The 24,928-nt window shown below is 48.4% G+C and carries 29 protein-coding genes; 6 read left to right on the forward strand and 23 right to left on the reverse strand.

Annotated features, from left to right (window positions below):
- Nucleotides 1-7: 7 nt before the first annotated feature.
- From rsmH to IC21_RS01905, 4 genes are all read right to left on the reverse strand, one after another.
- Nucleotides 8-937: a 16S rRNA (cytosine(1402)-N(4))-methyltransferase RsmH gene (gene rsmH / locus IC21_RS01890; protein WP_029142126.1), complete on the reverse strand. Its 930-nt coding sequence runs from the start codon at nucleotides 935-937 to the stop codon at nucleotides 8-10.
- Between the two features lie 27 nt (nucleotides 938-964).
- The gene (mraZ, locus tag IC21_RS01895) at nucleotides 965-1,396 is read right to left on the reverse strand and encodes a division/cell wall cluster transcriptional repressor MraZ (protein WP_029142125.1); all 432 of its coding nucleotides are present in this window, start codon (nucleotides 1,394-1,396) and stop codon (nucleotides 965-967) included.
- 254 nt (nucleotides 1,397-1,650) lie between these two features.
- A complete protein-coding gene (gene bshC, locus IC21_RS01900) occupies nucleotides 1,651-3,270 on the reverse strand; it encodes a bacillithiol biosynthesis cysteine-adding enzyme BshC (RefSeq protein WP_029142124.1) in 1,620 nt (539 codons plus the stop codon).
- A 165-nt stretch (nucleotides 3,271-3,435) separates the two neighbouring features.
- Nucleotides 3,436-4,314, reverse strand: a complete 879-nt coding sequence (locus IC21_RS01905) for a 2-dehydropantoate 2-reductase (RefSeq protein ID WP_029142123.1) — start codon at nucleotides 4,312-4,314, stop codon at nucleotides 3,436-3,438.
- A 217-nt stretch (nucleotides 4,315-4,531) separates the two neighbouring features.
- Here IC21_RS01905 and IC21_RS01910 point away from each other — a divergent pair, with 217 nt between their 5' ends.
- Nucleotides 4,532-5,032, forward strand: a complete 501-nt coding sequence (locus IC21_RS01910) for an N-acetyltransferase (RefSeq protein ID WP_017553866.1) — start codon at nucleotides 4,532-4,534, stop codon at nucleotides 5,030-5,032.
- Between the two features lie 83 nt (nucleotides 5,033-5,115).
- Here IC21_RS01910 and IC21_RS01915 read toward each other — a convergent pair whose 3' ends face one another.
- From IC21_RS01915 to IC21_RS01925, 3 genes are all read right to left on the reverse strand, one after another.
- Nucleotides 5,116-5,628, reverse strand: a complete 513-nt coding sequence (locus IC21_RS01915) for an RsfA family transcriptional regulator (protein WP_029142122.1) — start codon at nucleotides 5,626-5,628, stop codon at nucleotides 5,116-5,118.
- A 174-nt stretch (nucleotides 5,629-5,802) separates the two neighbouring features.
- Nucleotides 5,803-5,976 (reverse strand): 50S ribosomal protein L32, encoded by a 174-nt coding sequence (gene rpmF, locus IC21_RS01920; RefSeq protein WP_017553868.1) that lies wholly within the window; start codon nucleotides 5,974-5,976, stop codon nucleotides 5,803-5,805.
- Between the two features lie 53 nt (nucleotides 5,977-6,029).
- Nucleotides 6,030-6,575, reverse strand: a complete 546-nt coding sequence (locus tag IC21_RS01925; RefSeq protein ID WP_029142121.1) for a YceD family protein — start codon at nucleotides 6,573-6,575, stop codon at nucleotides 6,030-6,032.
- Nucleotides 6,576-6,855: 280 nt separating this feature from the next.
- On the opposite strand from IC21_RS01925, the gene IC21_RS01930 reads away from it, so the two are divergent.
- Nucleotides 6,856-8,079 (forward strand): nucleotidyltransferase, encoded by a 1,224-nt coding sequence (locus IC21_RS01930; protein ID WP_029142120.1) that lies wholly within the window; start codon nucleotides 6,856-6,858, stop codon nucleotides 8,077-8,079.
- Nucleotides 8,080-8,323: 244 nt separating this feature from the next.
- Here IC21_RS01930 and IC21_RS01940 read toward each other — a convergent pair whose 3' ends face one another.
- Both IC21_RS01940 and IC21_RS01945 read right to left on the reverse strand, forming a co-directional pair.
- On the reverse strand, nucleotides 8,324-9,373 hold the full coding sequence (locus IC21_RS01940; RefSeq protein ID WP_019721941.1) for a SepM family pheromone-processing serine protease: 1,050 nt from the start codon (nucleotides 9,371-9,373) through the stop codon (nucleotides 8,324-8,326).
- Nucleotides 9,370-10,161 carry a patatin-like phospholipase family protein gene (locus IC21_RS01945; RefSeq protein WP_029142118.1) on the reverse strand — a complete coding sequence of 264 codons (792 nt, stop codon included), beginning with the start codon at nucleotides 10,159-10,161 and terminating at the stop codon, nucleotides 9,370-9,372. Before IC21_RS01945 ends, IC21_RS01940 begins: the two co-directional genes overlap by 4 nt.
- Before the next feature lie 125 nt (nucleotides 10,162-10,286).
- Between IC21_RS01945 and spoVV the strand changes: the two genes are divergently transcribed.
- Entirely contained in the window at nucleotides 10,287-11,507 is a 1,221-nt protein-coding gene (gene spoVV, locus IC21_RS01950) for a dipicolinic acid transporter SpoVV (protein ID WP_029142117.1), read from the forward strand.
- Nucleotides 11,508-11,751: 244 nt separating this feature from the next.
- Here spoVV and coaD read toward each other — a convergent pair whose 3' ends face one another.
- Nucleotides 11,752-12,246 (reverse strand): pantetheine-phosphate adenylyltransferase, encoded by a 495-nt coding sequence (coaD, locus tag IC21_RS01955; RefSeq protein ID WP_029713796.1) that lies wholly within the window; start codon nucleotides 12,244-12,246, stop codon nucleotides 11,752-11,754.
- A complete protein-coding gene (gene rsmD / locus IC21_RS01960; protein ID WP_029142115.1) occupies nucleotides 12,203-12,799 on the reverse strand; it encodes a 16S rRNA (guanine(966)-N(2))-methyltransferase RsmD in 597 nt (198 codons plus the stop codon). Before rsmD ends, coaD begins: the two co-directional genes overlap by 44 nt.
- 416 nt (nucleotides 12,800-13,215) lie before the next feature.
- Here rsmD and IC21_RS01965 point away from each other — a divergent pair, with 416 nt between their 5' ends.
- Nucleotides 13,216-13,605, forward strand: coding sequence for a DUF7147 family protein (locus IC21_RS01965; protein WP_013858952.1), 390 nt, complete (start codon nucleotides 13,216-13,218; stop codon nucleotides 13,603-13,605).
- Nucleotides 13,606-13,738: 133 nt separating this feature from the next.
- Here the strand turns inward: IC21_RS01965 and IC21_RS01970 are convergent, their stop codons facing one another.
- The 5 genes from IC21_RS01970 to IC21_RS01990 all read right to left on the reverse strand — a co-directional run bounded on the left by IC21_RS01970 (nucleotide 13,739) and on the right by IC21_RS01990 (nucleotide 15,712).
- A complete protein-coding gene (locus tag IC21_RS01970) occupies nucleotides 13,739-14,014 on the reverse strand; it encodes a YlbG family protein (protein WP_019721936.1) in 276 nt (91 codons plus the stop codon).
- A gap of 94 nt (nucleotides 14,015-14,108) precedes the next feature.
- Nucleotides 14,109-14,549, reverse strand: a complete 441-nt coding sequence (locus tag IC21_RS01975) for a YlbF/YmcA family competence regulator (protein ID WP_013858950.1) — start codon at nucleotides 14,547-14,549, stop codon at nucleotides 14,109-14,111.
- Between the two features lie 60 nt (nucleotides 14,550-14,609).
- The gene (locus tag IC21_RS01980) at nucleotides 14,610-14,987 is read right to left on the reverse strand and encodes a hypothetical protein (protein ID WP_029142114.1); all 378 of its coding nucleotides are present in this window, start codon (nucleotides 14,985-14,987) and stop codon (nucleotides 14,610-14,612) included.
- 74 nt (nucleotides 14,988-15,061) lie between these two features.
- Entirely contained in the window at nucleotides 15,062-15,301 is a 240-nt protein-coding gene (locus IC21_RS01985; protein ID WP_029142113.1) for a YlbE-like family protein, read from the reverse strand.
- A 15-nt stretch (nucleotides 15,302-15,316) separates the two neighbouring features.
- A complete protein-coding gene (locus IC21_RS01990; protein ID WP_013858947.1) occupies nucleotides 15,317-15,712 on the reverse strand; it encodes a YlbD family protein in 396 nt (131 codons plus the stop codon).
- Nucleotides 15,713-15,892: 180 nt separating this feature from the next.
- Between IC21_RS01990 and IC21_RS01995 the strand changes: the two genes are divergently transcribed.
- Nucleotides 15,893-16,372, forward strand: a complete 480-nt coding sequence (locus tag IC21_RS01995) for a PaaI family thioesterase (protein ID WP_019721935.1) — start codon at nucleotides 15,893-15,895, stop codon at nucleotides 16,370-16,372.
- A 111-nt stretch (nucleotides 16,373-16,483) separates the two neighbouring features.
- Here IC21_RS01995 and IC21_RS02000 read toward each other — a convergent pair whose 3' ends face one another.
- Entirely contained in the window at nucleotides 16,484-17,356 is an 873-nt protein-coding gene (locus tag IC21_RS02000) for a CAP domain-containing protein (protein ID WP_234969439.1), read from the reverse strand.
- Nucleotides 17,357-17,763: 407 nt separating this feature from the next.
- Between IC21_RS02000 and IC21_RS02005 the strand changes: the two genes are divergently transcribed.
- Nucleotides 17,764-18,123: a YugN family protein gene (locus IC21_RS02005; protein WP_013858944.1), complete on the forward strand. Its 360-nt coding sequence runs from the start codon at nucleotides 17,764-17,766 to the stop codon at nucleotides 18,121-18,123.
- 54 nt (nucleotides 18,124-18,177) lie between these two features.
- On the opposite strand, the gene ctaG is transcribed toward IC21_RS02005, so the two are convergent.
- From ctaG to cyoE, 6 genes are all read right to left on the reverse strand, one after another.
- Complete coding sequence (gene ctaG, locus IC21_RS02010; RefSeq protein WP_029713795.1) at nucleotides 18,178-19,098, reverse strand: cytochrome c oxidase assembly factor CtaG; 921 nt, start codon at nucleotides 19,096-19,098, stop codon at nucleotides 18,178-18,180.
- A 534-nt stretch (nucleotides 19,099-19,632) separates the two neighbouring features.
- Nucleotides 19,633-19,962 (reverse strand): cytochrome c oxidase subunit IVB, encoded by a 330-nt coding sequence (gene ctaF, locus IC21_RS02015; protein WP_029141732.1) that lies wholly within the window; start codon nucleotides 19,960-19,962, stop codon nucleotides 19,633-19,635.
- 3 nt (nucleotides 19,963-19,965) lie between these two features.
- Nucleotides 19,966-20,592, reverse strand: coding sequence for a cytochrome (ubi)quinol oxidase subunit III (locus tag IC21_RS02020; RefSeq protein ID WP_013858941.1), 627 nt, complete (start codon nucleotides 20,590-20,592; stop codon nucleotides 19,966-19,968).
- Nucleotides 20,592-22,463, reverse strand: a complete 1,872-nt coding sequence (gene ctaD, locus IC21_RS02025) for a cytochrome c oxidase subunit I (protein ID WP_029141731.1) — start codon at nucleotides 22,461-22,463, stop codon at nucleotides 20,592-20,594. Before ctaD ends, IC21_RS02020 begins: the two co-directional genes overlap by 1 nt.
- A gap of 36 nt (nucleotides 22,464-22,499) precedes the next feature.
- The gene (gene coxB / locus IC21_RS02030; RefSeq protein ID WP_019721930.1) at nucleotides 22,500-23,573 is read right to left on the reverse strand and encodes a cytochrome c oxidase subunit II; all 1,074 of its coding nucleotides are present in this window, start codon (nucleotides 23,571-23,573) and stop codon (nucleotides 22,500-22,502) included.
- Between the two features lie 86 nt (nucleotides 23,574-23,659).
- Nucleotides 23,660-24,574, reverse strand: coding sequence for a heme o synthase (gene cyoE, locus IC21_RS02035; protein ID WP_029141730.1), 915 nt, complete (start codon nucleotides 24,572-24,574; stop codon nucleotides 23,660-23,662).
- Nucleotides 24,575-24,928 lie beyond the last annotated feature (354 nt).

The raw sequence follows: 24,928 nt of genomic DNA on the forward strand, positions 1-24,928 counted from the left end.
TATTTTCTTAGCGTTTTTCCGCAATGCGCAGTTTAGCCGACCTTGACCGGTTGTTCCCGCCCACTTCCTCATCATCCGGGATAATGGGTTTTTTCGTAATGAGTTTTAATACGGGCTCGTATTCTTTTGGGATGACAGGCAGCCCATGCGGCAAATCTCCTGCACTGCTGAATTCTTTCAATATATTTTTACAAATGCGGTCTTCCAGGGAATGAAAGGTAATGACAGAGACCCGCCCGCCCGGTTTTAAAAGCGAAATGGCATCCGTTAAAGAAGTTTCAAAAGCGGATAATTCATCATTCACGGCAATCCGGATCGCCTGAAAGACCCTTTTTGCCGGATGCCCGCCTTTTCTTCGTGCGGGTGCGGGAATCGCTTCTTTAATTAGATCGGCCAGTTCACCGGTTGTTTCTATCGGTTTTTTGGCACGGGACGCCTCGATTTTGCGGGCGATTTGTTTTGAAAACTTTTCTTCCCCGTAACGGAAAAAGATCCGGACCAGTTTTTCATACGGCCATTCATTGACGACTTCATATGCGGTAAGCGGGGCATCGAGGTCCATCCGCATATCGAGCGGCGCATCATGCTGGTAGCTGAATCCCCGTTCCGGTGTATCCAGCTGCGGGGATGAGACGCCCAAATCATACAAGATGCCGTCGACAGCCTGCACACCGCGCGCTTTCAGTTCAGATTTTAAATAGCGGAAATTGCTTTTAATAAAAGTGATCCTGTTTTGGTCATGGGCAAGCTTTTCTTTGGCATGCTGAATCGCCGTTTCATCCTGGTCAAAAGCGTATAAATGCCCGCCGGTAAGCTGCTTAAGTAAATAGGCGCTGTGCCCCCCGCCGCCGAGCGTGCAGTCAACATAAATCCCACCCGGTTTGATATGTAGCCCGTCAACGGTTTCTTTTAGCAAAACGGTCTTGTGTGCAAACATACTGAATCTCCTATCCAATCGAACATGTTAAAGGTCAAAATCGATGAGGTTTTCCGCAATATCGGCAAAAGAGGCCTCCGATTCCTGAAAATATTCTTCCCATAAATCTTTGCTCCAAATCTCAATTCGATTGGAAACGCCGAGCACCACGCATTCTTTTTCGAGTTTCGCGTAGGAAAGGAGCGGTGCGGGAATCAGAATGCGCCCTTGCTTATCCCGCTCGCATTCGGTCGCCCCCGAAAAGAAAAAACGTGTGAATGCGCGGGCATCTTTTTTCGTTAACGGAAGGGACTTCAGTTTTTCTTCCACCTGTTTCCATTCATCCGCAGGGTAACCGAAAATGCAACGGTCCAGCCCACGGGTAATGACAAACGTATCGCCAAGCTGTTCACGGAATTTGGCCGGTACAATCAAACGGCCTTTTACATCGATATTGTGCCGGTATTCTCCCATGAACATTGGCGCGTGCCCCCCGCTTCCCACTTCATATTAATAATTTACCACAATCCCCCACCTTTCACCACTTTAATTTTTATATTCTCCCCGCGCGCTTGATTTCCTGCTTTTTGCAAGAAAAAATCAATTGAAAACTTGCCGGCCGTAAAACCCGATTCCAGCATGGCCAGACCCCGGCAGCCCGCTTTTTCACTTCGCAAACCAACGCCCCTTCTCCCCTGTTTTTTTGCACAAAAAAGCCGGCCGCTGTCAGCCGGTTAAATTTTAACGAGTTTATGGGTGCCGTCAAATGCGAACGGCAGGGCGGCAAGGGTGTGGATAAAGTCTGTCCCGTATTTGTTAAGGAAATAAAAAAGGTTCCAAACCCTTTCTTGGGGATTGCCGTCCGGGCGCAAAGCACGTTCGACCCGTGCGTATTTTTCAAGGACGGCATCATGTTTTTCCGCAATCTCTTCATCCACTTTCCGCTGCAAAAACGCAAGCTGCCCGAGGTGAAAATCGAGATTTTTGCGGGCAAGCGGTTGCAGCCCCTTTCCAATTGCGGCGAAAATTTTATCGTATTGCATTTTCAGCATTTTTTCTGTTTCTGCAATGAGTGCGTCCATATTCTCATCTTTTGCGGCATTCCAATATTTTTCCCGCTCTTTCCAGGTCCCGTATTTTAATACATGCCCGATATCGAGTTCCAGTTCCTCGATATCCCTTTGGACCGCTCTCTCAAGCAGCGTAATGTTGAGCCGCGGCACAAGAGGCGGCATAAGAATCCCCAATTCTTCAAACACCCGCTTCAGCTCGGCCCAGTACGCAATTTCGCCCGGCCCGCCGATAAACGCGAGGGTTGGGAAGAGCCATTCCTGCATGAGCGGCCGTGTGACAACATTATTGCTCAGCCGTTCAGGGCTTTTCGCACAAAGCGCGAGCAACGCTTCCTCCGTAAAAAAGGGGCTGCCGCCTTTCCCGGTAAATCCGCCGTGCTCCGGACTGTACGCAAGCAAAATCCGTTCCTTCCCGTCATAATAAAAAAGATTCAACGCCCGGCTCGAAATGTCAATCGCTTTTGGAAACTCAAACCGCGCGATTTCCTGCTGCTGCCAGAGGACCGCTTCCGTAATCGTGCCATAATCCCGGATCATCCGTTCAAAAAACGGCGCCTCGATCTTCCGCAAGTGCGCATCAGCCGAATCGATGAGCAGCACCCCGTACGCCTTGAAAAGATCGTGGATCATGCAGGCAAACAGGTCAGAAAGGCTTTGCGCCCTGTCTGCAAACGCCTCCAGCCGGGAAAGAAGGGCATTGGTATGTTCGGTTTCGCCAAATGCTTCAAAAACTTTATGTATCCATTTCTTTAAATGGGCAGGATCCGGTTTGGTGTCAGAGATCATTTTTTTCTCAAGCGGCCCTTCAGCATAACTGAATTTTTTTAAACGCCTTTCCTGTTCAGCATAAATATGATTCACTTCCAAATAGTCATGGTCCTCGCCCGCTATCCAGAAAACAGGCACAACCGGAATTTGAAGGGCTTCTTCCTGCTCACTGGCAAGCCGGATAATGGAAATCAGTTTATGGATGGTATAAAGCGGCCCTGTTAAAAGCCCTGCCTGCTGGCCGCCGATCACAACAGCAGCGTCCGGCTGCCTTAATTTTTCCAAGGAACGGGCCGTCTCCGGATAAATCCCAAATTTTTCCATATAGTGCCCGATACAATCTGCCAGCCCTTCCCGGTTAAAAGCCCGTTTTTTTAAATCTTCCACTCTTTTATGGAAAACAGAAGCATCCGTTATGTCATAATGAAAAAAATCCTTTACAGGAGATTTTTGCGCAAGATAGAGGGAAGCGAACCGATTCGTTGCTGGAATTGAAAAGTTTTCCAGTTCCATCAAATGATTCTTCCTTTCTCGTTTTCATTGATTTTCTCATTGAGTATAGCATTTTTGTGAAAAAAAGAAAAAAAGCCTGCCTGCCCGTTTCAAGGATGCCCGTTTCAAAAACAGAAGGCCTGTTTCCGGCCGCTTGAGGCACGGCGGCAGCACCGGGAACGCGCCTCACCCCTTTTCTTCCATCCCTTTCACCATTTCATAAAGGGCGGACGCAAGCGGAACCCGGCTGTTTTGACGGGCAGCCGTTTCCAGCATGTAACCGAGAATCGCGTCAATCTCGGTCCGTGCTCCTTTTTTCACATCTTTCAGCATGGATGATTCATTTTCGCATGTATTTTTGCAAATGCCGGTGGCTTCCTCCCACATCTTTTCCCGCGAAAGTTTCGGGAATAGCGCCACCAGTTCTTCAAATACCGCGCGGAACACACGGGCATAATGCGGGTTGCTGACAAGTTCCCCGTTCTTTGCCTTTAAAACGGCTGTGAGCGGATTGATGACGGCATTGGCAAAACATTTGCGCAAAAGCATCAGCTCATAATCCGGCTGCATCGTGAACGGGAATGCATCTGTATGCAGCTGCACGCTTTCATCCCATTTTCCGTGGTAGACGGCGATATTCGTTTTGCCGTGCCCGTTATGCTTCACCGTTGTGCCGTCAAGCCGAGATGCACCGTGCTCCACCGTGCCAACAAGGATCGTTTTTTGCGGCAATTTTTCAAGAAGAGCCAGATGGCCCATGCCGTTTTGCAAAAACAAGGCCGGCACCCCGCCATCTTCGTGTTTTAAAACGGCTGCAACAGCGGGAAGGTCATATTGCTTGACGGCAACAATCACCAAATCCTGGGAGGAAAGTGAAGAGAACGTGCCATCCGCTTTGACAATCGTCCTGAACGAAGATGCGCTGTCTTTTACGGTAATCCCTTTTTCATTCAGCTGCCCGGCCTGTGCCTTCGTCCTCGGAAACAGGGTCACTTCATGCAACTTTCCAAGCCAGCCCCCGTATAATAAACCGATCGCGCCAGCGCCAATAATCCCGATTTTCATTTTGCCCGCCCCTTTCCATTTTCTTTGCTCCATTTTAACAGGCAATAAGGGAATGGAAAAGAAAATTCCGGACAAAAAATGAGGTGCGACCGCTTACACGTATTTCTTTCATTCTTCCAATTGTTTGTTATATAATTATAATATCAACCGGTTTTATGCAAGAATCGCCGCCATGCTGCCGCGACACAGCACTATAAAGAGGGATGGGGGAATTAATATGGCATATCAAGTGGAAAGGCTGAAAGTGAACTACAAAACGCTCGAAGAATTCAAACAGTTTAAAGAGTACGGGCAGCAGGAACTGTCCATGCTCGAAGATTTGCAAGACAATATTATTGAAGACAACGCCGACTCGCCATTTTACGGCATCTATTTTGCCGATAAACTCGTTGCGCGCATGAGCCTTTACGAACGGGATGCAAAATATGATCTCTATTTTGATCCTCCGCAAACATTTTTGGAACTTTGGAAACTGGAAGTGCTCCCGAACTATCAATATAAGAATTACGGCCGGGCGCTTGTTGATTTTGCCAAAAGCTTCGGGTTGCCGATTAAAACAAACGCCCGCCTGAAGTCGCGGGGATTTTGGGAAAAAATGGGGTTCAAACCCGTTCCTTATAATGTTGAGCGTGATTTGAGCGAAAATCCGTTTGTCTGGCTGCCGCACGGCGTGAAGCTGAAAGACGCAAAACAGGACAAAAAAACGGCCTCCTCTTAAAGAACCGGATTCCGGTTCTTTTTTTGCCTTTTACGAACAAAAAATGTCCCCTGCCTTTTAAGGTCCAGGGGATGTCCGCCGCTTTAATCCTGTTCAGCCAGCTGCCGTGCTTTTTCCATAATGGAAAGAAGCGCACTGTATTCTTTTTGCAGCACTTCATGCTTTTCCTTTTCTTCAAGATACTTTTGAAGCAGTGCCTCATATTTGGTTTTCCATTCCTCTGTACCGCGCCGGGATGCGGACAACTTCCCGTTCTCGTGCCTGCTTTTTTCCGCAAGCTGCTGAAGGATACGGATGGCATCAAACAGCGTCGCTTTTGCCTGCGGCCCTTCTTCAGCAGGCGCTCTCCCGGAATCCCGGACAAGCTGTTTTCTTTCCTTTCTTTCTTTTTTTGCGGCCTCAATTTCGGAGGCGTACTGCTTTCTCACATAAGAATTCCACCTAAACCCGCATGCCGCTGCGGTCCGGTTCATCCGCTTCCCTGCCTCTTCAAACGCCCGGAGCTGCGTGCTGCCTTCGCGGATATGGCGCAACACAATGTCCGATAGCAACAAATCTTCTTCCTTTGTCCAGGCATCCTGTCTGACTGCCGGCATATCTTCCCCCTCCATCCTTTTTAATACTATTCATATGCCGTTAATAGAAAAGATAGACGAAAAGCCGCTGCAAAATTTCGAGGAAAAAGGGAAGAACAGGCAGGGGCTTATGGCGGGAAGGGAACGCGTTTTTTAGGCAAATAAAAAAGCACGGGTTTGCGCCGTGCTCTTTTATTATTTATTTACCACAACTTTGTCTTTGTAAAAACCGCAAGATGGGCATACGCGGTGCGCCATTTTCATTTCACCGCATCTCGGGCATTCAACCATGCCGGGAACTTGCAATTTAAAATGTGTGCGGCGTTTTCTTTTTGCCGTTTTAGAAGTTCTTCTAAAAGGTACAGCCATTCTTCCCACCTCCTTATAAGAGATCAGCATATCATTTTAGCCGAAGATGGCGGTTATTCAGAATCCTGGTCAAAAAATTTCGCAAGGCCGGCCATACGCGGGTCTACCGCTTTTTCCGCCTTCTGCTCCATTTCCAAATACTCGTCCTCCGTCAGCACCTGCCAGTTGTCCGTATGCGGCAGTTCGCCTTTTTTAGCTTCCTCGCTGAAAACTTGCATGGGAATGTCGAGCAAAATCAATTCTTTCATAACCGGGATCAAATCAATGACCTCATTTTCGGCAACATGCACTTCTTCATCTTCAGCGCCTTCATAATCGGAAGGCTCAAGAAGAAACGTTTCTGTCGATTTCAAGTCTACCGGGTAATGTACATCAACAAGCGTCCGGGCACAAGGCAGCACAAGCGTCCCTTCAACGTGAAGGTCAAACGTCACCCTGCCCCGCGCAACGCTCCCCGTTCCCGTTACGTGGAAAGGCGAGGCCCCGCGGATTTCCGAATCGGTTTCCATTAAATCTTTTGTAATATCAACCGACCCATCTATCTCAAAGCGCTTGTCCCGAAATTTTTGCAATTGAATGGCAGACCATTTCACTTTCATCACCCCAAGACAACAAAGGTAATTATAGCTTCCTTCATACCTTTTGTCAATATTTTTTGCTTTACAACCATTATGTCCAAAACGAAAATTTTTCTTCAAAACAGAAACCGGCCTAAGCTTTTTAGGCGCATCCTTTTTACGCTTTCGTCTCAAGTCTCCCCGTTTTTTCAAAAAATTTTGCAGCCGGCAGGATTGCTTTTTTTGCCGGTTATGGTAAAAATAACTTATCCCAAACGGATTTCTTTAAACATTCAAATCTTCCGGAAAGGGGAATCACAATTTGAAAAGTACCGGCATCATTGTGGAGTACAATCCTTTTCATAATGGCCATCTGCACCATCTTAGCGAGACGCGGCGGATGACAGGCGCAGAGTGCATCATTGCCGTTATGAGCGGCTATTTTACGCAGCGGGGCGAGCCGGCGCTTGTTTCAAAATGGACGCGGGCGGAGATGGCCGTATTATCGGGCGCGGATCTCGTTGTCGAACTGCCGTATGCATTTGCCGTGCAGCCTGCCGAAACATTTGCGGCAGGCGGGATTGCCGTTTTGGACGCTTTGCAGTGCAAAAGCTTCTGCTTCGGCAGCGAATCCGGCGACATCGAAGCATTCCGCCAGGCGGCCGCCGCCCTGCTTCAAAACGAGGCGGCATTTAACGCATCCGTCAAGCGCGAGGTCAAAAAAGGCATCAGCTATCCGGCTGCGCTATCAAACAGCTTTCAAAAGCTCGCCCCAGGCAGTGCGCTCGATTTACGTTCGCCCAATAATATTCTCGGCTTTCATTATATGCTCGCGGCAGCCAGGCAAAACCCGACGATGGAGGCTTTTACCGTCCAAAGAAAAGCAGCCGGGCATCATGACGCCGCGATAACCGGTGAAATTGCAAGTGCGAGCGCCATCAGAAGAACCATCTTGCAAACCGAAGATCTGCACGCTGCCCGCCCGGCGCTGCCGGAATCAGCGTTTACTATGCTGAACCGGCACCGGAACGGAAACGGGCACTTCCTGCATTGGGCGCTTTACTGGCCTTTTTTGCACTACCGGCTGCTTTCCTCTTCTGAAGAGGAACTGCGCGACATTTACGAAGTGGAAGAAGGCATTGAATACCGTTTAAAAAAAGCCGCGGTATCCGCCAACAGTTTTCCCGATTTCATGAGAAAAGTGAAAACAAAACGATACACATGGACAAGGCTACAGCGAATTTGCACCCATTTGTTAACCAATGCCAAAAAAACAGAAATCAAAAGGCATGCGGCAAAACCGGCGTATATCCGGCTGCTCGCCATGAACGAAACGGGAAGGCGCTATTTGAACAGCGTGAAAAAAACGGTACCGGTTCCCGTTATTTCAAAGTTTTCGCTGCAAACTGCCCCGCTGCTTGCACCGGACATAAGGGCCGCGCGGATATATGCCCTCCCGCTTCCGGCAAATGAACGGGAAAGCCTGATGGCGCGGGAATTCAGCAAGCCGCCTTTTTTCGCAGACGAAAAAACGGATGGCGCGTGAATCTGCAGGCTGCCTTTTTACAGGCGGAAAGCTTCGGGCATGGGGCTGGGAATAACCGGATGAAACGCAAGATGATGAGGACGGCTTTTTGCAGGGGAAAAAGCTGCATGCGTGCAGGCTGGCACCTTTTTTGAAAGCGAACAAGCCGGATCACACATTACATGCCGGCTTGCAGGTAAAACCCGGAATGCGTGACGGCCTTCCCCTTATTAGGGAAAAGCCGCTAAAACAAGCGGCTTTCCGGTTATTTCTGTTTCAGGGCGTTTAAATAGGCGAGTGCATCATCCAGTGTTTTGACCGGTACAATTTTCATGTTCGTCCCGATTTCTTTCGCGGCCGCTCTTGCCTCTTCGTAATTCGGCTTGATGCCAGGGTCGGCTTTTTTCATTTCGGGTGGAATCGTATCATCCGGGGCAAAGAAAATGTCCGCCCCCGCTTTGTCCGCTGCAATCACTTTTTTATCAATTCCGCCGATGCGGCCAACCTCCCCGTTTGGCGAAATGGTTCCGGTTCCGGCAATTTTATAGCCTTTTGTAATGTCCTGTTTGGTCAGCTGGTTGTAGATTTCCAATGTGAACATCAGCCCGGCGGAAGGGCCGCCGATTTTTTCAGTATCCATTTTCACGGCCGGGTCGGATTTGATGGTCCGGTCATCGACAAGGCTGATCCCGATTCCCGTTTTATGGTGGTTTTCCTTAAATTTTGCAAGCGCAACGGTTGCCGTCTTCGCCTTTTTCTGGCGCACATAGGTCAATTCCACTTTGTCCCCGGCTTTTTTCTTTGCTACATAGTGCATAAACTGTTTGGAAGACTTGAATGCATGGCCATCCACTTTTGTAATTCTGTCTCCGGCTTTGAGCACTTTTGCGGCCGGCATCCCGTCATATACATTCAGGACATAAATCCCTTCATAACGGGAGCTAAACGGCCTTTTCGCCTTCTTAAAAGCAGCCTGGATAGCATTATGTTTTGCTGATTCCATTAAATAAAGCTGATAGACATTGTATTCCTCGTCCGTCATATTTTTATCCATAATTTCACGAACCGGCACGACATCCTCGTGTTTTCTCACTTTTGCCCAAAGATACGTATACGGATTCGCACGGCCCATACGGACAGTCGTCAGCATAAACTGGCCTTTTTCAGGATAGCCACCTTTTACTTTGATCAGCGGGGCAAGCTGCATGGCGCTCCCCGGCATTTCAATATAATAAGGCAGCGGCACAAACGACAGGAGGGCAAGGATCAGCACTGCCGCAATCAGTATGCGCCGCCGGATGTTTCGGTGTTTCATTTGTCGAGCTCCTTCCATTTTTCCAGCAATTGCTGTATTTCAATTACGGATTGTTTTGCGGCTTCTTCCCCTATCTTAATGATTTGTCCGGCATTTGTAAAAGCCATTGAACTGTACATCGAGACATCGGGGCGGATCGAAACATGGGCTTCCGTTTTCCGGCTTTCGGCCAGTTCCATCTGCATGATATCGATGCTTTGCATAATAACATCATAAATATGGCGGATTTCCGCTTCTTTTTTCATGGCGGAAACATCCACCCCGACCAAAAGCTCCGCCCCCATTTCCTTTACAACAGACACCGGGACGCGGTCCGCCACGCCGCCGTCCACAAAGAGATGGCCCTTGATTTTTTTCGGGACAAAAATGCCGGGGATGGAAATGCTGGCGCGTACCGCTTCTGCAACCGGCCCTTTTCTGAACACCGTTTTTTCGCCGTTTGAAAGATTTGCGGCGACAACGGCGACAGGCGGGTTCAATTCTTCAAGTTTTTTCCCGTGAACGAGCAAGCGGATCAGATCTTCAATTCTTTTTCCTGAAATCAGGCCCATCTTGCCAATTTTAAAGTCCAAATAATATTTGCGTTTAAATGCGCCGGAAAGCAGCTCCATCTCGCGGACAGTCCGCCCCGCCCCATACAGCGCCGCAACCAGCGCCCCAATGCTGCTGCCGGAAATCATATCCACCGGAATGCCTTCCTCTTCGAAAACTTTCAATACACCGATATGCGCAAAACCTCTGGCGCCTCCCGAGCCGAGCGCCAATCCGATTTTCGGGCGGCCCGCCATCGTCCCCCTCCTCGTGCTTCTCTTTCGTACAGTTTATGGTCTAATTTACAGACCTATGAGTATATTTGATTTATAAGGACAAGCGAGCAAGTGCTGCGTATTGAAAGACAGGGGAGGAACACAGATTGTACCAGTCTAAACTCAAAAGCGCCATTTTGGCCTTCAGCGTTTCGATAATGGCGATTTCCATGATTGTATTGCCAGATGAATCTTTTAAAGCCTCCATTCAGGGTTTAAATATGTGGTGGGAAGTCGTTTTCCCTTCACTTTTTCCTTTTTTTGTCATTTCCGAACTGCTGATCGGCTTCGGAGTTGTCCGCTTCGTCGGTGTCCTCCTGGAGCCTTTAATGCGGCCATTGTTCCGTGTTCCGGGTGTTGGCGGGTTTACCTGGGCCATGGGGCTTGCTTCCGGCAATCCTTCAGGGGCAAAATTGACCGCACGTCTCCGCCAGGAAAAACAGATTGACCGGATTGAAGCAGAACGGCTTGTAGCGTTTACCAGTTCTTCCAGCCCCCTTTTTATTTTTGGAGCGGTCGCTGTCGGCTTTTTCCATAATCCTTCTCTCGGCATTTTGTTTGCCGCGGCGCATTATGCGGGCAATATTATTGTCGGCCTGGTGATGCGTTTTTACGGAACTGGCGAGGATACAAAAAGGCCGAAAAAGAAACATACCTTTCTTTTAAAAGAAGCGCTTATCGTTTTGCATGCGACAAGAATTAAAAACAGCAAGCCGATCGGGAAGCTGCTCGGGGACGCGGTAATGTCCGCCATCCAGACGCTCTTAATGATCGGCGGATTTATCATCCTGTTTTCAGTCTTTAATAAATTGCTTCTGTATATGCATGTCACATCCGTATTAGGCACGCTTGTCTCCCAGCTACTTCACCTCGCGCATTTTTCGGAAAAACTGAGCATCCCGCTCATTTCCGGCCTTTTCGAAGTGACGCTCGGGATCCAAATGATCAGTGAAGTCCAGGAATCCCCCCTGCTTCAGCAGGTCATCGCCGCAAGCTTTATCCTCGGCTTTGGCGGGTTCAGCATCCAGGCGCAGGTGGCAAGTATTCTTGCCCAGACGGATATCCGTTTCCGGCCGTTTGTTCTTGCCCGCGTGCTGCACGGCTTTCTGTCAGCTATGATCATCCGGCTCATTTGGAATCCGGTATACTTACGCTTTTTTGCCGAAAAAAGCGCGTGGCAGGAAGCTTTCAGCATGCCGGGTGGAGGCCGCAGCTTGTACGCGCGTTTGACAAATTGGCTTGAAATTTACGGGCCGCTGTTCACCCTGTCCTGTCTTGTGCTGTACATTTTCCTTTATTACCGATCCTGCCGGGCGGACCGGGCCTGACAGAGGCGCAAAAAAGCGGGGAGCATTCCCGCTTTTTCTGATGCCTTCGCAAATTTTCCGGTACACAGACCGGTACCCCGGGTCGGCCCTGTTTTTTTAGGGATTTTTAGTGCCGTGTATGAACGCGGCATACCCGGTTTTAGGGAGCCTTATTGGCCGGCGCTTTAAGTGCAAAACCGGCCCCGCCCGGGATTTTCCCGTCGCTTTATGTATAGCCGGCATGTCCGGTCCCCGGTCGCTTTTTCTATTGCCCCTGAAATTTCTTTTTCAATGCTTTATGCACAACCGGCGGTACAAGTTCAGCAATATTGCCGTGGTATTTGGCGATTTCTTTCACAATGCTTGAGCTGAGAAAAGAATATTGGTTGTTTGTCATGATAAAAAAGGTTTCAATTCTGTCATTCAGCACACGGTTCATGGACGTCAGCTGCAATTCATATTCAAAATCCGAAACAGCCCGTAAGCCCCGGATAATTACATCCACTTTTTTGGATTCCGCATATTCCATTAAAAGCCCCTGGAAGGAATCGACTTCCACATTCGGGATATCTTTTGTCACTTCCCGAATCAGCGCTTTTCTTTCTTCAATATCGAACAGCGGCTGTTTTGAAATATTATTCAGCACTGCCACATAAACTTTGTCAAATACTTTTGCCCCTCTTTTAATAATATCCAGATGCCCGTTTGTAATCGGATCAAAGCTGCCCGGGCATATCGCGGTCTTCCCCACGGGTTTCATCCCCCTTTTTCGTGTAAATCGTGATGCCGGTAATGCCGTACTGTGCTGTTTTATATGTAAAAAGATTGCCCACTTTTTCAGGCAAGGTCAGCCCGGCGTCGTGCTCGCAAACGGCGTAACCGTTTTCACGAAGAAGGCCGTTTGCCGAGATAAATTCCAGCATCGCGGTTAATTTTTGCTTTTTGTAAGGCGGGTCGAGGAATACCGTATCAAAGGCAAGCCCCCGTTTCGCCAGCACCTTCAATGCACGGCCGGCATCGTTCCGGTATACTTCACTCCTGCCTTCAAACCCGCATTTTGCCAGGTTGGCCTGGACGGTTTGCAGCGCCTGGATGTCCTTATCCACAAAAATGACTTTCTCCATGCCCCTGCTTAAGGCTTCAATCCCGAGCCCGCCGCTTCCTGCATATAAATCGAGGCCCAGGCCTTTTTCAAAATACGGGCCGATCATATTAAAAATCGCTTCTTTTACTTTATCTGTCGTAGGCCTCGTCCCCATTCCCGGAACGGCTTTTAAAACAGTGCCCTTTTGGTTGCCTGAAATGACTCTCATGCTGGTCACCACGTATCATCAGATTTCCATCTTATCCTACCATATTTTCCGGCCGGGTGGAAAAGTTTTTCACCAAAATTTAAAGCAAAAGTATAATTCAGGAAAAGTTGGCCATAATGATACCAGCAGCATCAAAAGATGTTGCTGCCAACCGCGGAGAAGACTTACGTTTCCCCATAAGTTCTTCCTCCGATTTCTCCTCTCCCTTTGCCTTCTGTCCGGAATAAGGATATAGAAGGGCCCTGCAGTATTGGCTGCAGGGTTTTTTATTTTCCGCATTTGCCGGAGTCCCGGCACGCCGTTTCAAAAAGCCGAGCCGGCATTTCGCCCGGTTTATTTTGCAGGAATACTTTCCGAATAAAAAGAAGTGCAGTAGAATAGAAACAGCAAATTTGTTTGTAAGTGAGGAATAGAGGATGCAGCAAAGATTTATTGAACTGGGGAACGGATATACAGATTTATTTGAACTGATCGAACTGGCAAAAGCAAACCGGCACCGGCTGCACGGCATGCTTGCCCTTCATACCATCGTTGCGGATCAAGCCGTCACTTCACCCGTGCTCATTTTAAAACCGACCGATCCGGGGGAATTTCAGGCGCTATACGTTTGCCTTGAAGGGATTCCGGATCCGCGGGTGCAGCCGAATAAACGGTACAGCCTGTTTGCCGAAACCGCAGCCGCTTTAGGAGCGGACATTGTGGAACTCGAAGTCCGGCCGTCTTCGTCTTTTTCCGACAAAACCCTTTTTTATCAATATTTAATCGGCATATTAAGAATGAACCGGCTAATTGCGCCGCTGCAATAAAATATCCGGCCAGGGCGCGGCCGGATGTGCTTGTTTTAAAACGCGCCGGACGGGGCTTCCAGGCAGTTTTTGGCACGGCGGATTTGCTGATTCACACGCAGCAGGGAATGCCGGCATGCAAACCCGGGCGCCTTTATAACCCTATTTTATAGTCGTATTCTTTTGCTTTGTCGGGTTTTGCGTTTTCATATTCCGTTTTTAAAAACGGCTTCATGGAATAATCCACTTTCCTTACAAACGGAAGACTTTCAATTTTCGCTTTTACTTGTTCTATCTCTTTGCGGTCACAATAAAGGACGGCATACTTCATCCTTTTCGACGCATAATGGACATTGCCGAATCTTCGTAAATGTTTCGTATGCTTCATCTGATACAGCCAAATGATGAGGCCCTGCCGATCTGATAACATAGCGTTTCCCCTTCGTGCTTTTTTAATGAGTGTATCATACCTTTTTTCACGGAACAATAAGGAAAGGCCGCAGATTGCGGCCTTATCGCGGTTATTATGCAGAACAGCTGCAGCTGCCGCCGGTTCCGCAGCCGCCGGAACAAGATGCATCAAAAAACGGATTTCCGGTCGGCACTTTTATATGTTCAGAAACAGATTTGCCAATCAGCAGGCTGATTTGGTCGAGCAGGTCCTGGAGGGCATTTTCCGCCCGCCTGAATCTGGCAACATTTTCATCCAGATCCATTTCCCTCTTGGCTTCCCTTGTTTCTTTGTTGATGCGTTTATAATCAGGGTGATACCTGCCAAAGCGCTGGACTTCCTCAAACTGCTCTTTCAGGCGCGCAAATTTCCGGATTTTCTGTTGTGTGGCGGGATCATGATACATCTTGCTATAGCAGTCCCGGTAATTTTCGGCAATATCCGAGGCAATGACCATTTTCGCCAGTGCTTCGGCTTGGGACAAAATTTCCGCGCTTTCCAATGTTGCAAGCAAAAAGCTCACCTCCACATGATGATTTTACCATGTTTCCGCAAGCTTTGCGAATTTGCCCGGTCAGCTGACAGAAATATAAAACTGCCTGTGAATGCCTAAGCGGGCGCCTGTGTTTTTGTCCACCACTTCCAGCTGCACGGCATGTACCCCTTTATCAAGCCCTTTTACAACAAATGCAGCCGTATTGTACTCGCCTTTCCATACACCATCCACATAAACTTTGATTTTTGCCGGTTTGGCATGCCGGCTGCCTGAAAAAGTGACGCTTGGAATCATGCATTCCACAAACAAATCCCGGCCCTTTACAAAATGCCGAACTGTTGCCTGGTTTTCTGCCGCAGAAGCAGCATCCGCTTCCCGCTCCTCTTTGCGCGGCATGTGCCCGCTGCAGCCGGCAAACAGCAAACATACAGCAAGGAATCCTGCAGCCATTTTCATTACGATCACTCCTTGCGGTTATTTTCCGCAAGAAAGCGCTGATTTACTCAAAAAAGGTAAATTTTTTTCGGAAATCAACCTTGTTCATAGATGGACTGCATCATATGCATCATCATTTGTGCCATTTGCAACCCGTTTGCAAACTTTTCAACCCGCTGAGGGATCGTTTTCTGGTAATAATGGAGCGCTGCAATTTGAAACTGTTCCAGTTCCCCGGGATGCCTTGACAATTTCCGGTACCACACCGGCTGCTCCCTTAAAAAGGTTTTCCATTCATTCGACCGCCGGATGACTTCCATCACTTCGTTCCGCATATGTGCAGCCCCTTTCTAGTCTTTTCTGAATGAAAACGGGCCCTTCGGCTGGGGAGCCCGCGATTGCGGCGCCTGTTGCGGTCCTGTAAACTGCGTGATCACATTTTGGACGGCGGCAATCGCTTCCGTCAAATGCTGCAAGTGGCCCTGGACCTGTGCTGTATCCAGGTTCTCGAGCATCGTGCCAAGCTGGTTCAGCCAGCTGCTTTTCCCGCCCGTTTTTTCCTTCGGTCCGCTGCCTTCTGCCGCGTACTTTTCCCAGACCGGGTCATCTTCGCCCAGTATATACCATTCTTCAAAGAAATCCTGTAAAGATTTTTTTCCGCCCCGGACTTCTTTTAAAATCAAAGGATGGGTTTTTGTAAATGCTTTAAACTTTTCTACGGAAGGATGCAATTTTTTCGTTCCCATTTCCGCTCACCCCGCGAGAAGACATTTTTTTCGAACCTTGGCTTTCTGTTACGTTCACATACCTTCCTCATTTCCAGCATATGCCCGCAGCAAACAGGTGTGAAGGTTTTCATTTCCCGTGAATTTTGATACGATATGGGTATGCTTTTTAAAAAAACGCGTTAAAAGAGGTATCAGGAGATGAAAGAAGAAATACGCCATACTTTTGAAAAAGTGGTCCAAGCGGCAACGGAAGAAGACTTAATCGTATTGCAGCAAATGTTAAACGGGCTTTCCAATAAGCAGGCCGGGAACGAGCGTACATATTTCAAAGATCTTTTTCTGATGGAAGCGGATTACGGCGGGGAAGAATGCGAGGTGGACATTCCGGTTACGCCGTTACTCTACAATCATTTTTCCATCGTTCACGGCGGGGTAACAGCAACCTTGCTTGATACAGCAATGGGCGTGATGGCAAACAACCTGTTGCCGGCGGGCCAGCAGGCTGTTACGTCCAGTCTCACCATTCATTATATTGCCCCTGGGACGGGAAGCCGCTTAAAAGCGAAGGCAAAGGTGATCCACCGCGGCACACAAACGATGGTGCTGGAAGGCACTGCCTTTCGGGACGACGGGACAAAGATTGCCCATTGCACGGGTTCTTTTTTCATTTTGAAATGAGAAGCCGGAAATACCGCTGTTTACCCTTTCAAAAGCCCCGGGCAGCCCGCCTGCCTTTTTTAACTATCCTTCAGCCGGACCCTCTCCAGCTTCGGCTGGAACGGTATCCGGCTATGGTGCCTTAATGAAATCCTGGGTATAGTATTTCTGGTACACCCCGACGCCAAGATGGGTAAAGTCTTTCTCCAGCAATGTTTTCCGGTGGCCCTCTGAATTAAGCCATCCCTCCACCGCAGCCGGGCCGTCCGTATAATGGGCGGCAATATTTTCCCCGGCCGCAGTATAAGAAACATGCCCATCCTTTAATCTTTCTTTTAAGTCTCCATATTTGGGGGAGACATGCGAAAAATAATGGCCGTCAGCCATGTCTTCGCTGTGACTGTATGCCACTTCGGAAAGGGCTGTATTCCAGGCCAGTTTTTTTAACCCGAATCGCTCCCTGACGATGTTTGTAAGGTCAAAAATTTGCCTGGCGTTCGCCTTTTCTACGTCAACCCATTTCGGGTCATCCTCCGGGACGGATTGGGGCAGTACTCCGCGGTACACCATTTCATAAGGATGCAGCATCGTCAGTGTGTTTTTATCCATAAAACGGATAAAAAGCAATTTGCCGCTGAACTTATCAAGCGCCAGCTGGGCATAAATGTCTCCAAGACGGACAAGCGGGCGGATATTCAGATCTTCTTCCGACAATTCAAAGCGGTATGAGCCTTCATTTGTTTGCACCGTCATATCCGTATCCATTAAAATGGAACTGTAAATTTTTTCTACATTTTCTCCAATCTCAAACGGGGCTACGTCTAAACGGGTTCCGACAGCGTAAATGGTCGTAACCTTGCCGTTTTTGACGCCTGCCTGAAAGTAACCGGCCGATTTTTTCTTATAAACCCACCAATCATAACCATATGGAGACGGATCCACTCTTTGCGGTTTTCCGAAATGTGCGGTTAACGTTTTTACGGGTTTTCCGATATATACCGACATGCCATGATCCGGGCGGCTGTACGTTTGATTCTTGCTGTGGTCATGAATGTCAGAACTGTTATCCATTTTCTTGTTAGAGGAATGGTTTTGCAGTACGCCGTTTTCAGGACGAAGCTGGACATAAAGCCCGATCAGAAATATGATGACAAGGATCGCGGCTGCTTTTAAAAAGGTACGCAGGTGACTTCACCTCTCTTGATGTTCCGTAAATTTTTTCTCCTTTAATTCATTTTATTATATATTTTACAGTTTTAAGCAGAAAAGCACCAATTTTTTTCAACCGCCTCCGGGAAGGGCAGCTGCTGCGGCCGGCTTTTTGCGGCAATGAATATTTGCATTGCATAAATGTTTGTATTCAGATAAGATAAAATTGAAAGATTTTAATTGCGCGGACGGGAGGGGTATTCTTGCGGTTTGATGACACGGGTTTGGAAAATATGAAAGTGGATTTGACGCGGCTGGACGATGTAATGGAACGGCACAAGATGGTACGTGCCGGGCAATGGGATTACGAACGCGTCACATACGATAGAAAATTTACGATTCAGGAAGGCACCTATTATCTTCGCGTGCAGGGAGTTGCAACCGAGGGGGATGTGGATTCGTTTGATGCCGTGATTCAGTTAAAGGCGCCTATTTTGGGAAAATATTATTATCCGCATGGTGTGGAATACGGTGAGGACGAATATTTTCCGCACGATCTCGTCAAGTATTGCAGAAAAATTTTGGAAGCGCTTAAAAAAGACTTGGCTATATTTGCAGAATAAATTGCGCCGCTCCTGTGGCCCCTGAAAACGGCTGGCCATAGAGAGCGGCCTTTTTTAATGCTGTTCCATCAGCCTCTGCTGTTCTCCTGCAACCGGATTCGTTTCCGGGCTGCCATCTCCCTGTTCTGTCTTTGCCCATTGGAAAAAGATGCGGGCAAGCATGATGCCGTAGACGATTTCCTGCATGATTTTCATCACCACACCGCCAAGCTGCTGATCCTGCAGTACAGGAAGCGGCGAGAAAAGCGCCGGGGAGCCGTAACGTGCGAGTCCGGAGAGCATGTCAGCAGGCACACATAAATGCATGGACGAAAGCCACATCGTTCCGTCGGAAAAGCTCCTGTAAACCGGATGATTGGCGAACATGATTAAGGCGCATGCAGGGGTTAAAAGCATGGCGCTTGCAAATAAATAAGCGATTTTTTTCAGGCCGCCCAGCGCATATTGCCCGGGCAATGGCGACAAAACCGGCCACCACATCGCTACGGCTAAAAGAAACAGCACGATGGTATAGAGGCTGTGGAGAAACGGATTGACCTTTACCTGATCGAAAACGGCCGGAATGTGGTACAGGGAAAATATAATATTAAAGGTGACAACGGCAAGCACCGGATTTGTAAAGAACCGGACAACGGGCGCCACAACCGGAAGCTGCATCCCCTTTTCCAATATCCACACCGGCATCCCGCGCAAAAACAGCGGCGCCACGATGAAAAAAAGGACAGACATTTGCAGCATATGGACGGAAAACATGATATGCCCGATAAGATCGACAGGAGAGCCTTTGACGATGTAAAGCAGCGCCATCGCTGTGCAAAAAGAAGCGGACTGCGCCGGCCCCGGCGGCGTTGCGTTCAAATAAGACCTTTTGCATAAGGACGCAAGCAGAAAATAAAGAACAACAAACAGTAAGATCGTGATAAAAAAATAAGGGCTCCACAGTGCACGAAATCCGAATATTTCAAGCGGCACCATTTCCACTCCTTTCCGCACCCATTGCAAATGGATTTAAAGCAGGGGCGCCTAAAAAGCGCCCTCCGCTTTTCTTTGTCCAGCTGCGGGCGCTGTCGGCTAGTGAATTTCCAGTCCCCTCCCCTACGATAAGTCAGCATCGGTTCGCCTGCGGCTCACCGTGCTTCCTTTACCCCACATTAACGGGCAGTAAGACCCCCGCTACTGGTATGATGAAAATATGGCACAATAGGCTGAGCGGGGGTCAACTGCCCGTAAATGTCCGATTGGTTCAACTTGCAATCATCAGGGCCAATGCTCTGATGATTGCAGTTTCACTCAATCTCAGTTCGGGGACTGTGAAATTCATACGCCGACGGGCAAGCGCCCTCCGCTTTTCTTTGTCCAGCTGCGGGCGCTGTCGGCTAGTGAATTTCCAGTCCCCTCCCCTACGATAAGTCAGCATCGGTTCGCCTGCGGCTCACCGTGCTTCCTTTATCTCAGTTCGGGGACTATGAAATTCATACGCCGACGGGCAAGCGCCCTCCGCTTTTCTATTCACCACCAGATGATGGTGAGGAATGCCAGTACTGTGACAAATGCGACGAGTGCGCCGCCAAAGATGAAAAGTTTTGGGCCTTCATGGTGCTTATGGTTCATATGCATGAAATAAAACAACTGAAATACGACCTGGATCGCAGCCAAAAGCAGGATCACCGGAATGGTAAACCATTTGGACAAATGGGCACGGACGGCCCAGAATGCAATAATGGTCAAAAACATCATTAAGATAAAACTGACGACCTGGTACTTCATTTCCTCCGCGCTTTTGCGGCGCCGGTATTCATATTCAACATGGCGTCTGTCCATTTGTGCATTGTGTTCCATTGTCTATCCCACCATCCCCATCAAATATACAACCGTAAAGATAAACACCCAGACGACATCAATAAAGTGCCAATACAGGCTTGCCACATAAAATTTCGGCGCATTGTACAAATTCAAGCCCCGTTTAGCGTTCCGCACCATCAGTGCCGTAATCCATAACAGCCCGAACGCCACGTGGCCGCCGTGGAACCCGACAAGCGTATAAAACGCGGAACCGAATGCGCTGCTTGTAAATGTATGATGGTATTCCGCCACATAATGATGGAATTCATATACTTCAAGCCCAAGAAAACAAGCGCCAAGCAAAACGGTAATCAAGAACCAGGCCTGCATTTTTTTAAAAGCAAAATTTTTCATATGATAAATGGCATACACACTTGTAATGGAACTTGTCAACAGAAAAACCGTGGCCAAAAAGGTCAGCGGCAGTTCAAATAAGTCTTTTGCATGCACCATCGATGCCGGACCCTTGTCTTTCAGCGCCAGGTAGGTTGCAAACAAGGAAGCAAAAAGGACCGTCTCGCCGCCTAAAAACAGCCAAAAACCGAGAAATTTATTCCTGCCTTCAAGCGTCGCCCGCTCCGGGGACTCAGGCCATGTTTTCGCCGTGAAATTTTGTTCTATTTCCATTACGCCCCGGCCCCCCTTTCTTCGCGTTCCATTAAGGCTTCCTTCTTAATATGGTACCCCGGATCATCTTTTACCGACCGGATCAGCATCGATGCAAGGGTAATCGCCAAGCCGATAACAAGGATGGTGGTCCCGGTTTTGGTGTGGGTTGCATGGTACAGCGCGCCGAAAGCGGCAATAAATAGGCCGAATGCCATAAACAATGGCAGGATGGACGGGTTCGGCATATGGATGTCTTTAATCGGCTCTGCCGGTGTCACCTGCTTTTTCCCTTCCATTTTTTCGAGCCACCAGGTGTCAATTCCCCTGACAAGCGGTGTTTGCGCAAAGTTGTACTCCGGCGGCGGAGAAGAAATCGACCATTCGAGCGTCCTGCCAAACTCCCACGGATCGTTTCCGACTTTCCGGTTCTGGACGGCCGTTACAACAATATTGGCCACGAGGATAAGCACACCTGCCGCCATCAGCACCGCGCCGCATGAACTGACGAGGTTATCCGTATCCCAGCCTTGATCCGGCAGATATGTCCACTGCCTTCTCGGCATTCCGAGCAATCCGAGCCAGTGCTGGATCATAAAGGTTAAATGAAAACCGATGAAAAACAGCCAGAATGTGATTTTCCCCATTGTCTCATTCAGCATCGTGCCGAACATTTTCGGCCAGTAATAATGCAGTGCCGAAAGCAGCCCGAACACAACACCGCCGACAATGACATAGTGGAAGTGGGCTACAACAAAATAGCTGTCATGATATTGGTAATCAGCAGGTGCAGCCGCGAGCATCACCCCGGTAACCCCGCCCAATGTAAAGGAAGGGATGAAAGCGGCCGCATAAAGCATCGGCGTTGTAAACCGGATGCTCCCGCCCCACATCGTAAGCAGCCAGTTGAAAATTTTAATGCCCGTCGGCACCGCAATGGTCATCGTGGAGACAGCAAAAATGGCGTTGGCTACGTTGCCCAGGCCGGTTGTAAACATATGGTGGGCCCACACCATAAAGCCTAAAAATCCAATTAAAATTACGGCGAATACCATGGAAGAGTATCCGAATAATCGCTTTTTAGAAAAATGTGCAAAAATTTCGGAGAAAATGCCAAATGCCGGCAAAATGAGAATGTAGACTTCCGGATGCCCGAAAATCCAGAAAAGATGTTCCCAAATGATGGTATTTCCCCCGAAAGCCACGTCAAAAAACTTCGCGCCGAACATCCGGTCAAATGTCAGCAAAAACAAACCGACCGTCAGCGGCGGAAAAGCAAACAGAATAAGGGCGGACACAACGAAAGTCGTCCATGTGAACATTGGCAAGCGCATATACGTCATCCCCGGCGCCCGCATGTTCATGACCGTCACAAGGAAATTCACCCCGGCAATGAGCGTACCGAAACCTGAAATCTGCAGCCCAAGTGAATAAAAGTCAATCCCGTGCCCGCTGGATGCGAGGGACAGTGAAGCATAAGACGTCCACCCAGCATCAGGCGCGCCCCCGAGAAACCAGGATAAATTCAAGAAAATGCCGCCAAAGAAAAACAGCCAGAACCCCAATGCATTTAAAAACGGAAAAGCCACATCACGGGCACCGATCTGAAGCGGGACAATCGCATTCATAAAACCAAACAACAGCGGCATGGCCGCAAGGAAGATCATGGTCGTGCCGTGCATCGTCATGACTTGGTTGTACGTATCCGCGCCGACAAAATGATTGTTCGGCACCGCCAGCTGAATGCGGATCATCAGCGCTTCAATCCCGCCGATGACAAAAAAGAATCCCCCTGTAATCAAATACAAAATGCCGATTTTTTTATGATCCACTGTTGTGAGATATTCATAGACAGTGGCGCCAAAACCTGCCTTTTTTGTTCCTACGCTCACTTTAACCTCCCCTTTGCTTTCGAATATCCCCTTGTTTTATTCACCAGCTTTCAGTTGCATCAGATAAGCCGCAAGCGCATCGATTTGCCGGTCGGAAAGCTTATCCCCGAAGGCGGGCATTTTTGTCCCCGGTTTGTATTTTCCCGGATCTTTTATCCAGTTTTTGAGATTGGCCTCATCACGGTCCAAAATGCCGGCGACTTTTTCCCTTTCGCCAAAGGTTGCCAGATTGGGAGCTGTCCGTGCCTGTTCCGGGCGTGTGTCATTCGGCGTGACCGCGTGGCAGCTGATACAGCTTTTTTTGAATACATCCTGCCCTTCCTGTGCGAGAGCGGACGCCGGTTTTGTTTCTTTTGCGTTTTTCATATTGCTGATCCACGCCTTAAATTCATCCTGTGACACCGCTTTCACTCGGAAGTCCATTAAGGCATGGGAAGGGCCGCATAATTCGGCGCATTTTCCATAAAACACATTTCCGGCATCCTCTGCCTTCTTATCATCAATTTCAAGCCAGAATTTGTTGATATTATCTGTGTTGGCATCCATTTTCCCGCCAACGGACGGTATCCAAAAGGAGTGTTTCACATCTGAGGCTTTAACTTGGAAGTAGACTTTCTGGTTTGTCGGGACAACGAGTTCCTGGCTTGTCACCACACCGTAACCCGGGTACTCAAATTCCCACCAATAAAGGCTGGCGCGAACTTTAACGATAAGCGCCCCCTGCTTGGCATCCTTTTTCTTATCCATCGCTTTTGTATCTCCGAGGCTGAAGACCTGGCTGATGGTTGGAATGGCAATTAAAATCAATAAAACAATCGGAATAATGGTCCATAAGATTTCAAGCTTATGATTCCCCGCTACCTGTTTTGGAATGGATTCGTCCCCTTTTTTCCGCCTGAACCGTATGAGAACGGCAAGGAAAACGGCGAATACGACAACCATGACGAACACCATAATCCAAACGCTCCACATCATCAAATCATACTGCTTCCGGGCCACTTCACCGGCAGGATCAAGCGCCGACAAATATGGCTTGCCGCAGCCCGAAAGCGCGGCCATAAACAAAGTGACAATAAAAAGCAAACTCCCCTTTTGTAGCCGCTGTTTCATCGCTCTACCAATCCCCTCTTTCCTGTATCTTTCTGTCAGAACAAGGATGCAATCTATTGGATTTCTTTTGCAAGAAAGAACTCCCTTTAGAAAAGCGTAGCGATCACCATTGCTACAAACAAGATCGTTAAATAGTTCAGCGAATAAATAAACATCCATTTCGCCCATTTTAAATCATTTTTCATTTTAAAACCGGACAGGCTTAATGCCAGCCAGCCCAGATTAAACAATGTCGCAAGGATGATAAAACCAATGCCGAGCGGTTTCAGGAAAAACGGCACCGGAATAAGCAGCGCCACCCATATAAGCATATGCCATTTCGTGATTTGAAACCCTTTGACAACCGGAAGCATCGGAATGCCCGCTGCCCGGTATTCTTCGCATTTTTTCATCGCAATCGCATAAAAATGCGGCGGTTGCCAGATAAACATAAGCAAAAACAGCATCCACGGCACAATCCCGAGATGCGGGTCAACAGCCGCCCAGCCGATCAGTGGGGGAACAGCGCCGGCGAAACTGCCGATCACGGTATTGCTGACAAGGGTTCGTTTTGACCACATTGTATACAGCACAACATAGCTGAATGCGCCAAACAGGCCGATCAGACCCGCCATTGGGGTGGTCAAAAACAATAGCAGCGTGCCGAAAGCCACAAATCCGAGGCCGATTGCAAGCACTTTCGCGTTTGAAAATCTGCCCGTAACCGTCGGCCTGAAATTTTTGCTTTTCATAATCGCATCAATATCCTGGTCATACCAGTTGTTCAGGCTGCACGACCCGGCGACAATCAGTGCAGTTCCCGCCATCGCGAGGAACATAATGTCCAGCGACTGCAAAAAATGCCTGTTTGTCAGTTCCAGCGCAAGCCACATTCCGGTAAATGCCGTAATTAAATTTGAGTTTACAATTCCAATTTTAATCAAGGATAAAAAATCTTTAAACGCAGAGGCGTCTGCAGCTTTCACCCTTGTTGCCGTATTCATCGTCCGACTATCTGCCACGATAGCCCCTCCTTCCAATTGTTCAAAACCGTTCAAAAAAAATGTCCTTACACGCTGCCTGCGGATTCCCTTTGCAAATGTTTTTACGATGCCAATAAGGAAAACGGTATACTACAACTATAATCCATCTTTTCCTTTTTGGCTATTAATCAAAACTGTATGTAACGGTATTGCCCTGCTAAGATCATTTATAAGTTTTCCAGCATGCAAATATGTGGAATTCCGGAATATACCTGCCTACATAATATTTAATCATAAATTGCCGCGAAGGTGTGATATTTTCGACACATTTTTATGGCAAATTTGTGTCATGGGAAATAAATATTTTTCCTTCAGGCTGTTTTACGATAAGAT

Source organism: Heyndrickxia coagulans DSM 1 = ATCC 7050, from assembly GCF_000290615.1.
Lineage (GTDB): Bacteria > Bacillota > Bacilli > Bacillales > Bacillaceae_C > Weizmannia > Weizmannia coagulans.

What these genes read in the sequence shown, in the direction of transcription:
- rsmH (WP_029142126.1), bottom strand. Translation starts at nt 937, where the DNA reads ATGTTTGCACACAAGACCGTTTTGCTAAAAGAAACCGTTGACGGGCTA.
- mraZ (WP_029142125.1), bottom strand. Translation starts at nt 1,396, where the DNA reads ATGTTCATGGGAGAATACCGGCACAATATCGATGTAAAAGGCCGTTTG.
- bshC (WP_029142124.1), bottom strand. Translation starts at nt 3,270, where the DNA reads ATGGAACTGGAAAACTTTTCAATTCCAGCAACGAATCGGTTCGCTTCC.
- IC21_RS01905 (WP_029142123.1), bottom strand. Translation starts at nt 4,314, where the DNA reads ATGAAAATCGGGATTATTGGCGCTGGCGCGATCGGTTTATTATACGGG.
- IC21_RS01910 (WP_017553866.1), top strand. Translation starts at nt 4,532, where the DNA reads ATGGCATATCAAGTGGAAAGGCTGAAAGTGAACTACAAAACGCTCGAA.
- IC21_RS01915 (WP_029142122.1), bottom strand. Translation starts at nt 5,628, where the DNA reads ATGCCGGCAGTCAGACAGGATGCCTGGACAAAGGAAGAAGATTTGTTG.
- rpmF (WP_017553868.1), bottom strand. Translation starts at nt 5,976, where the DNA reads ATGGCTGTACCTTTTAGAAGAACTTCTAAAACGGCAAAAAGAAAACGC.
- IC21_RS01925 (WP_029142121.1), bottom strand. Translation starts at nt 6,575, where the DNA reads ATGAAAGTGAAATGGTCTGCCATTCAATTGCAAAAATTTCGGGACAAG.
- IC21_RS01940 (WP_019721941.1), bottom strand. Translation starts at nt 9,373, where the DNA reads ATGAAACACCGAAACATCCGGCGGCGCATACTGATTGCGGCAGTGCTG.
- IC21_RS01945 (WP_029142118.1), bottom strand. Translation starts at nt 10,161, where the DNA reads ATGGCGGGCCGCCCGAAAATCGGATTGGCGCTCGGCTCGGGAGGCGCC.
- coaD (WP_029713796.1), bottom strand. Translation starts at nt 12,246, where the DNA reads ATGAAACCCGTGGGGAAGACCGCGATATGCCCGGGCAGCTTTGATCCG.
- rsmD (WP_029142115.1), bottom strand. Translation starts at nt 12,799, where the DNA reads ATGAGAGTCATTTCAGGCAACCAAAAGGGCACTGTTTTAAAAGCCGTT.
- IC21_RS01965 (WP_013858952.1), top strand. Translation starts at nt 13,216, where the DNA reads ATGCAGCAAAGATTTATTGAACTGGGGAACGGATATACAGATTTATTT.
- IC21_RS01970 (WP_019721936.1), bottom strand. Translation starts at nt 14,014, where the DNA reads ATGTTATCAGATCGGCAGGGCCTCATCATTTGGCTGTATCAGATGAAG.
- IC21_RS01980 (WP_029142114.1), bottom strand. Translation starts at nt 14,987, where the DNA reads ATGAAAATGGCTGCAGGATTCCTTGCTGTATGTTTGCTGTTTGCCGGC.
- IC21_RS01985 (WP_029142113.1), bottom strand. Translation starts at nt 15,301, where the DNA reads ATGCGGAACGAAGTGATGGAAGTCATCCGGCGGTCGAATGAATGGAAA.
- IC21_RS01990 (WP_013858947.1), bottom strand. Translation starts at nt 15,712, where the DNA reads ATGGGAACGAAAAAATTGCATCCTTCCGTAGAAAAGTTTAAAGCATTT.
- IC21_RS01995 (WP_019721935.1), top strand. Translation starts at nt 15,893, where the DNA reads ATGAAAGAAGAAATACGCCATACTTTTGAAAAAGTGGTCCAAGCGGCA.
- IC21_RS02000 (WP_234969439.1), bottom strand. Translation starts at nt 17,356, where the DNA reads ATGTCGGTATATATCGGAAAACCCGTAAAAACGTTAACCGCACATTTC.
- ctaG (WP_029713795.1), bottom strand. Translation starts at nt 19,098, where the DNA reads ATGGTGCCGCTTGAAATATTCGGATTTCGTGCACTGTGGAGCCCTTAT.
- ctaF (WP_029141732.1), bottom strand. Translation starts at nt 19,962, where the DNA reads ATGGAACACAATGCACAAATGGACAGACGCCATGTTGAATATGAATAC.
- IC21_RS02020 (WP_013858941.1), bottom strand. Translation starts at nt 20,592, where the DNA reads ATGGAAATAGAACAAAATTTCACGGCGAAAACATGGCCTGAGTCCCCG.
- coxB (WP_019721930.1), bottom strand. Translation starts at nt 23,573, where the DNA reads ATGAAACAGCGGCTACAAAAGGGGAGTTTGCTTTTTATTGTCACTTTG.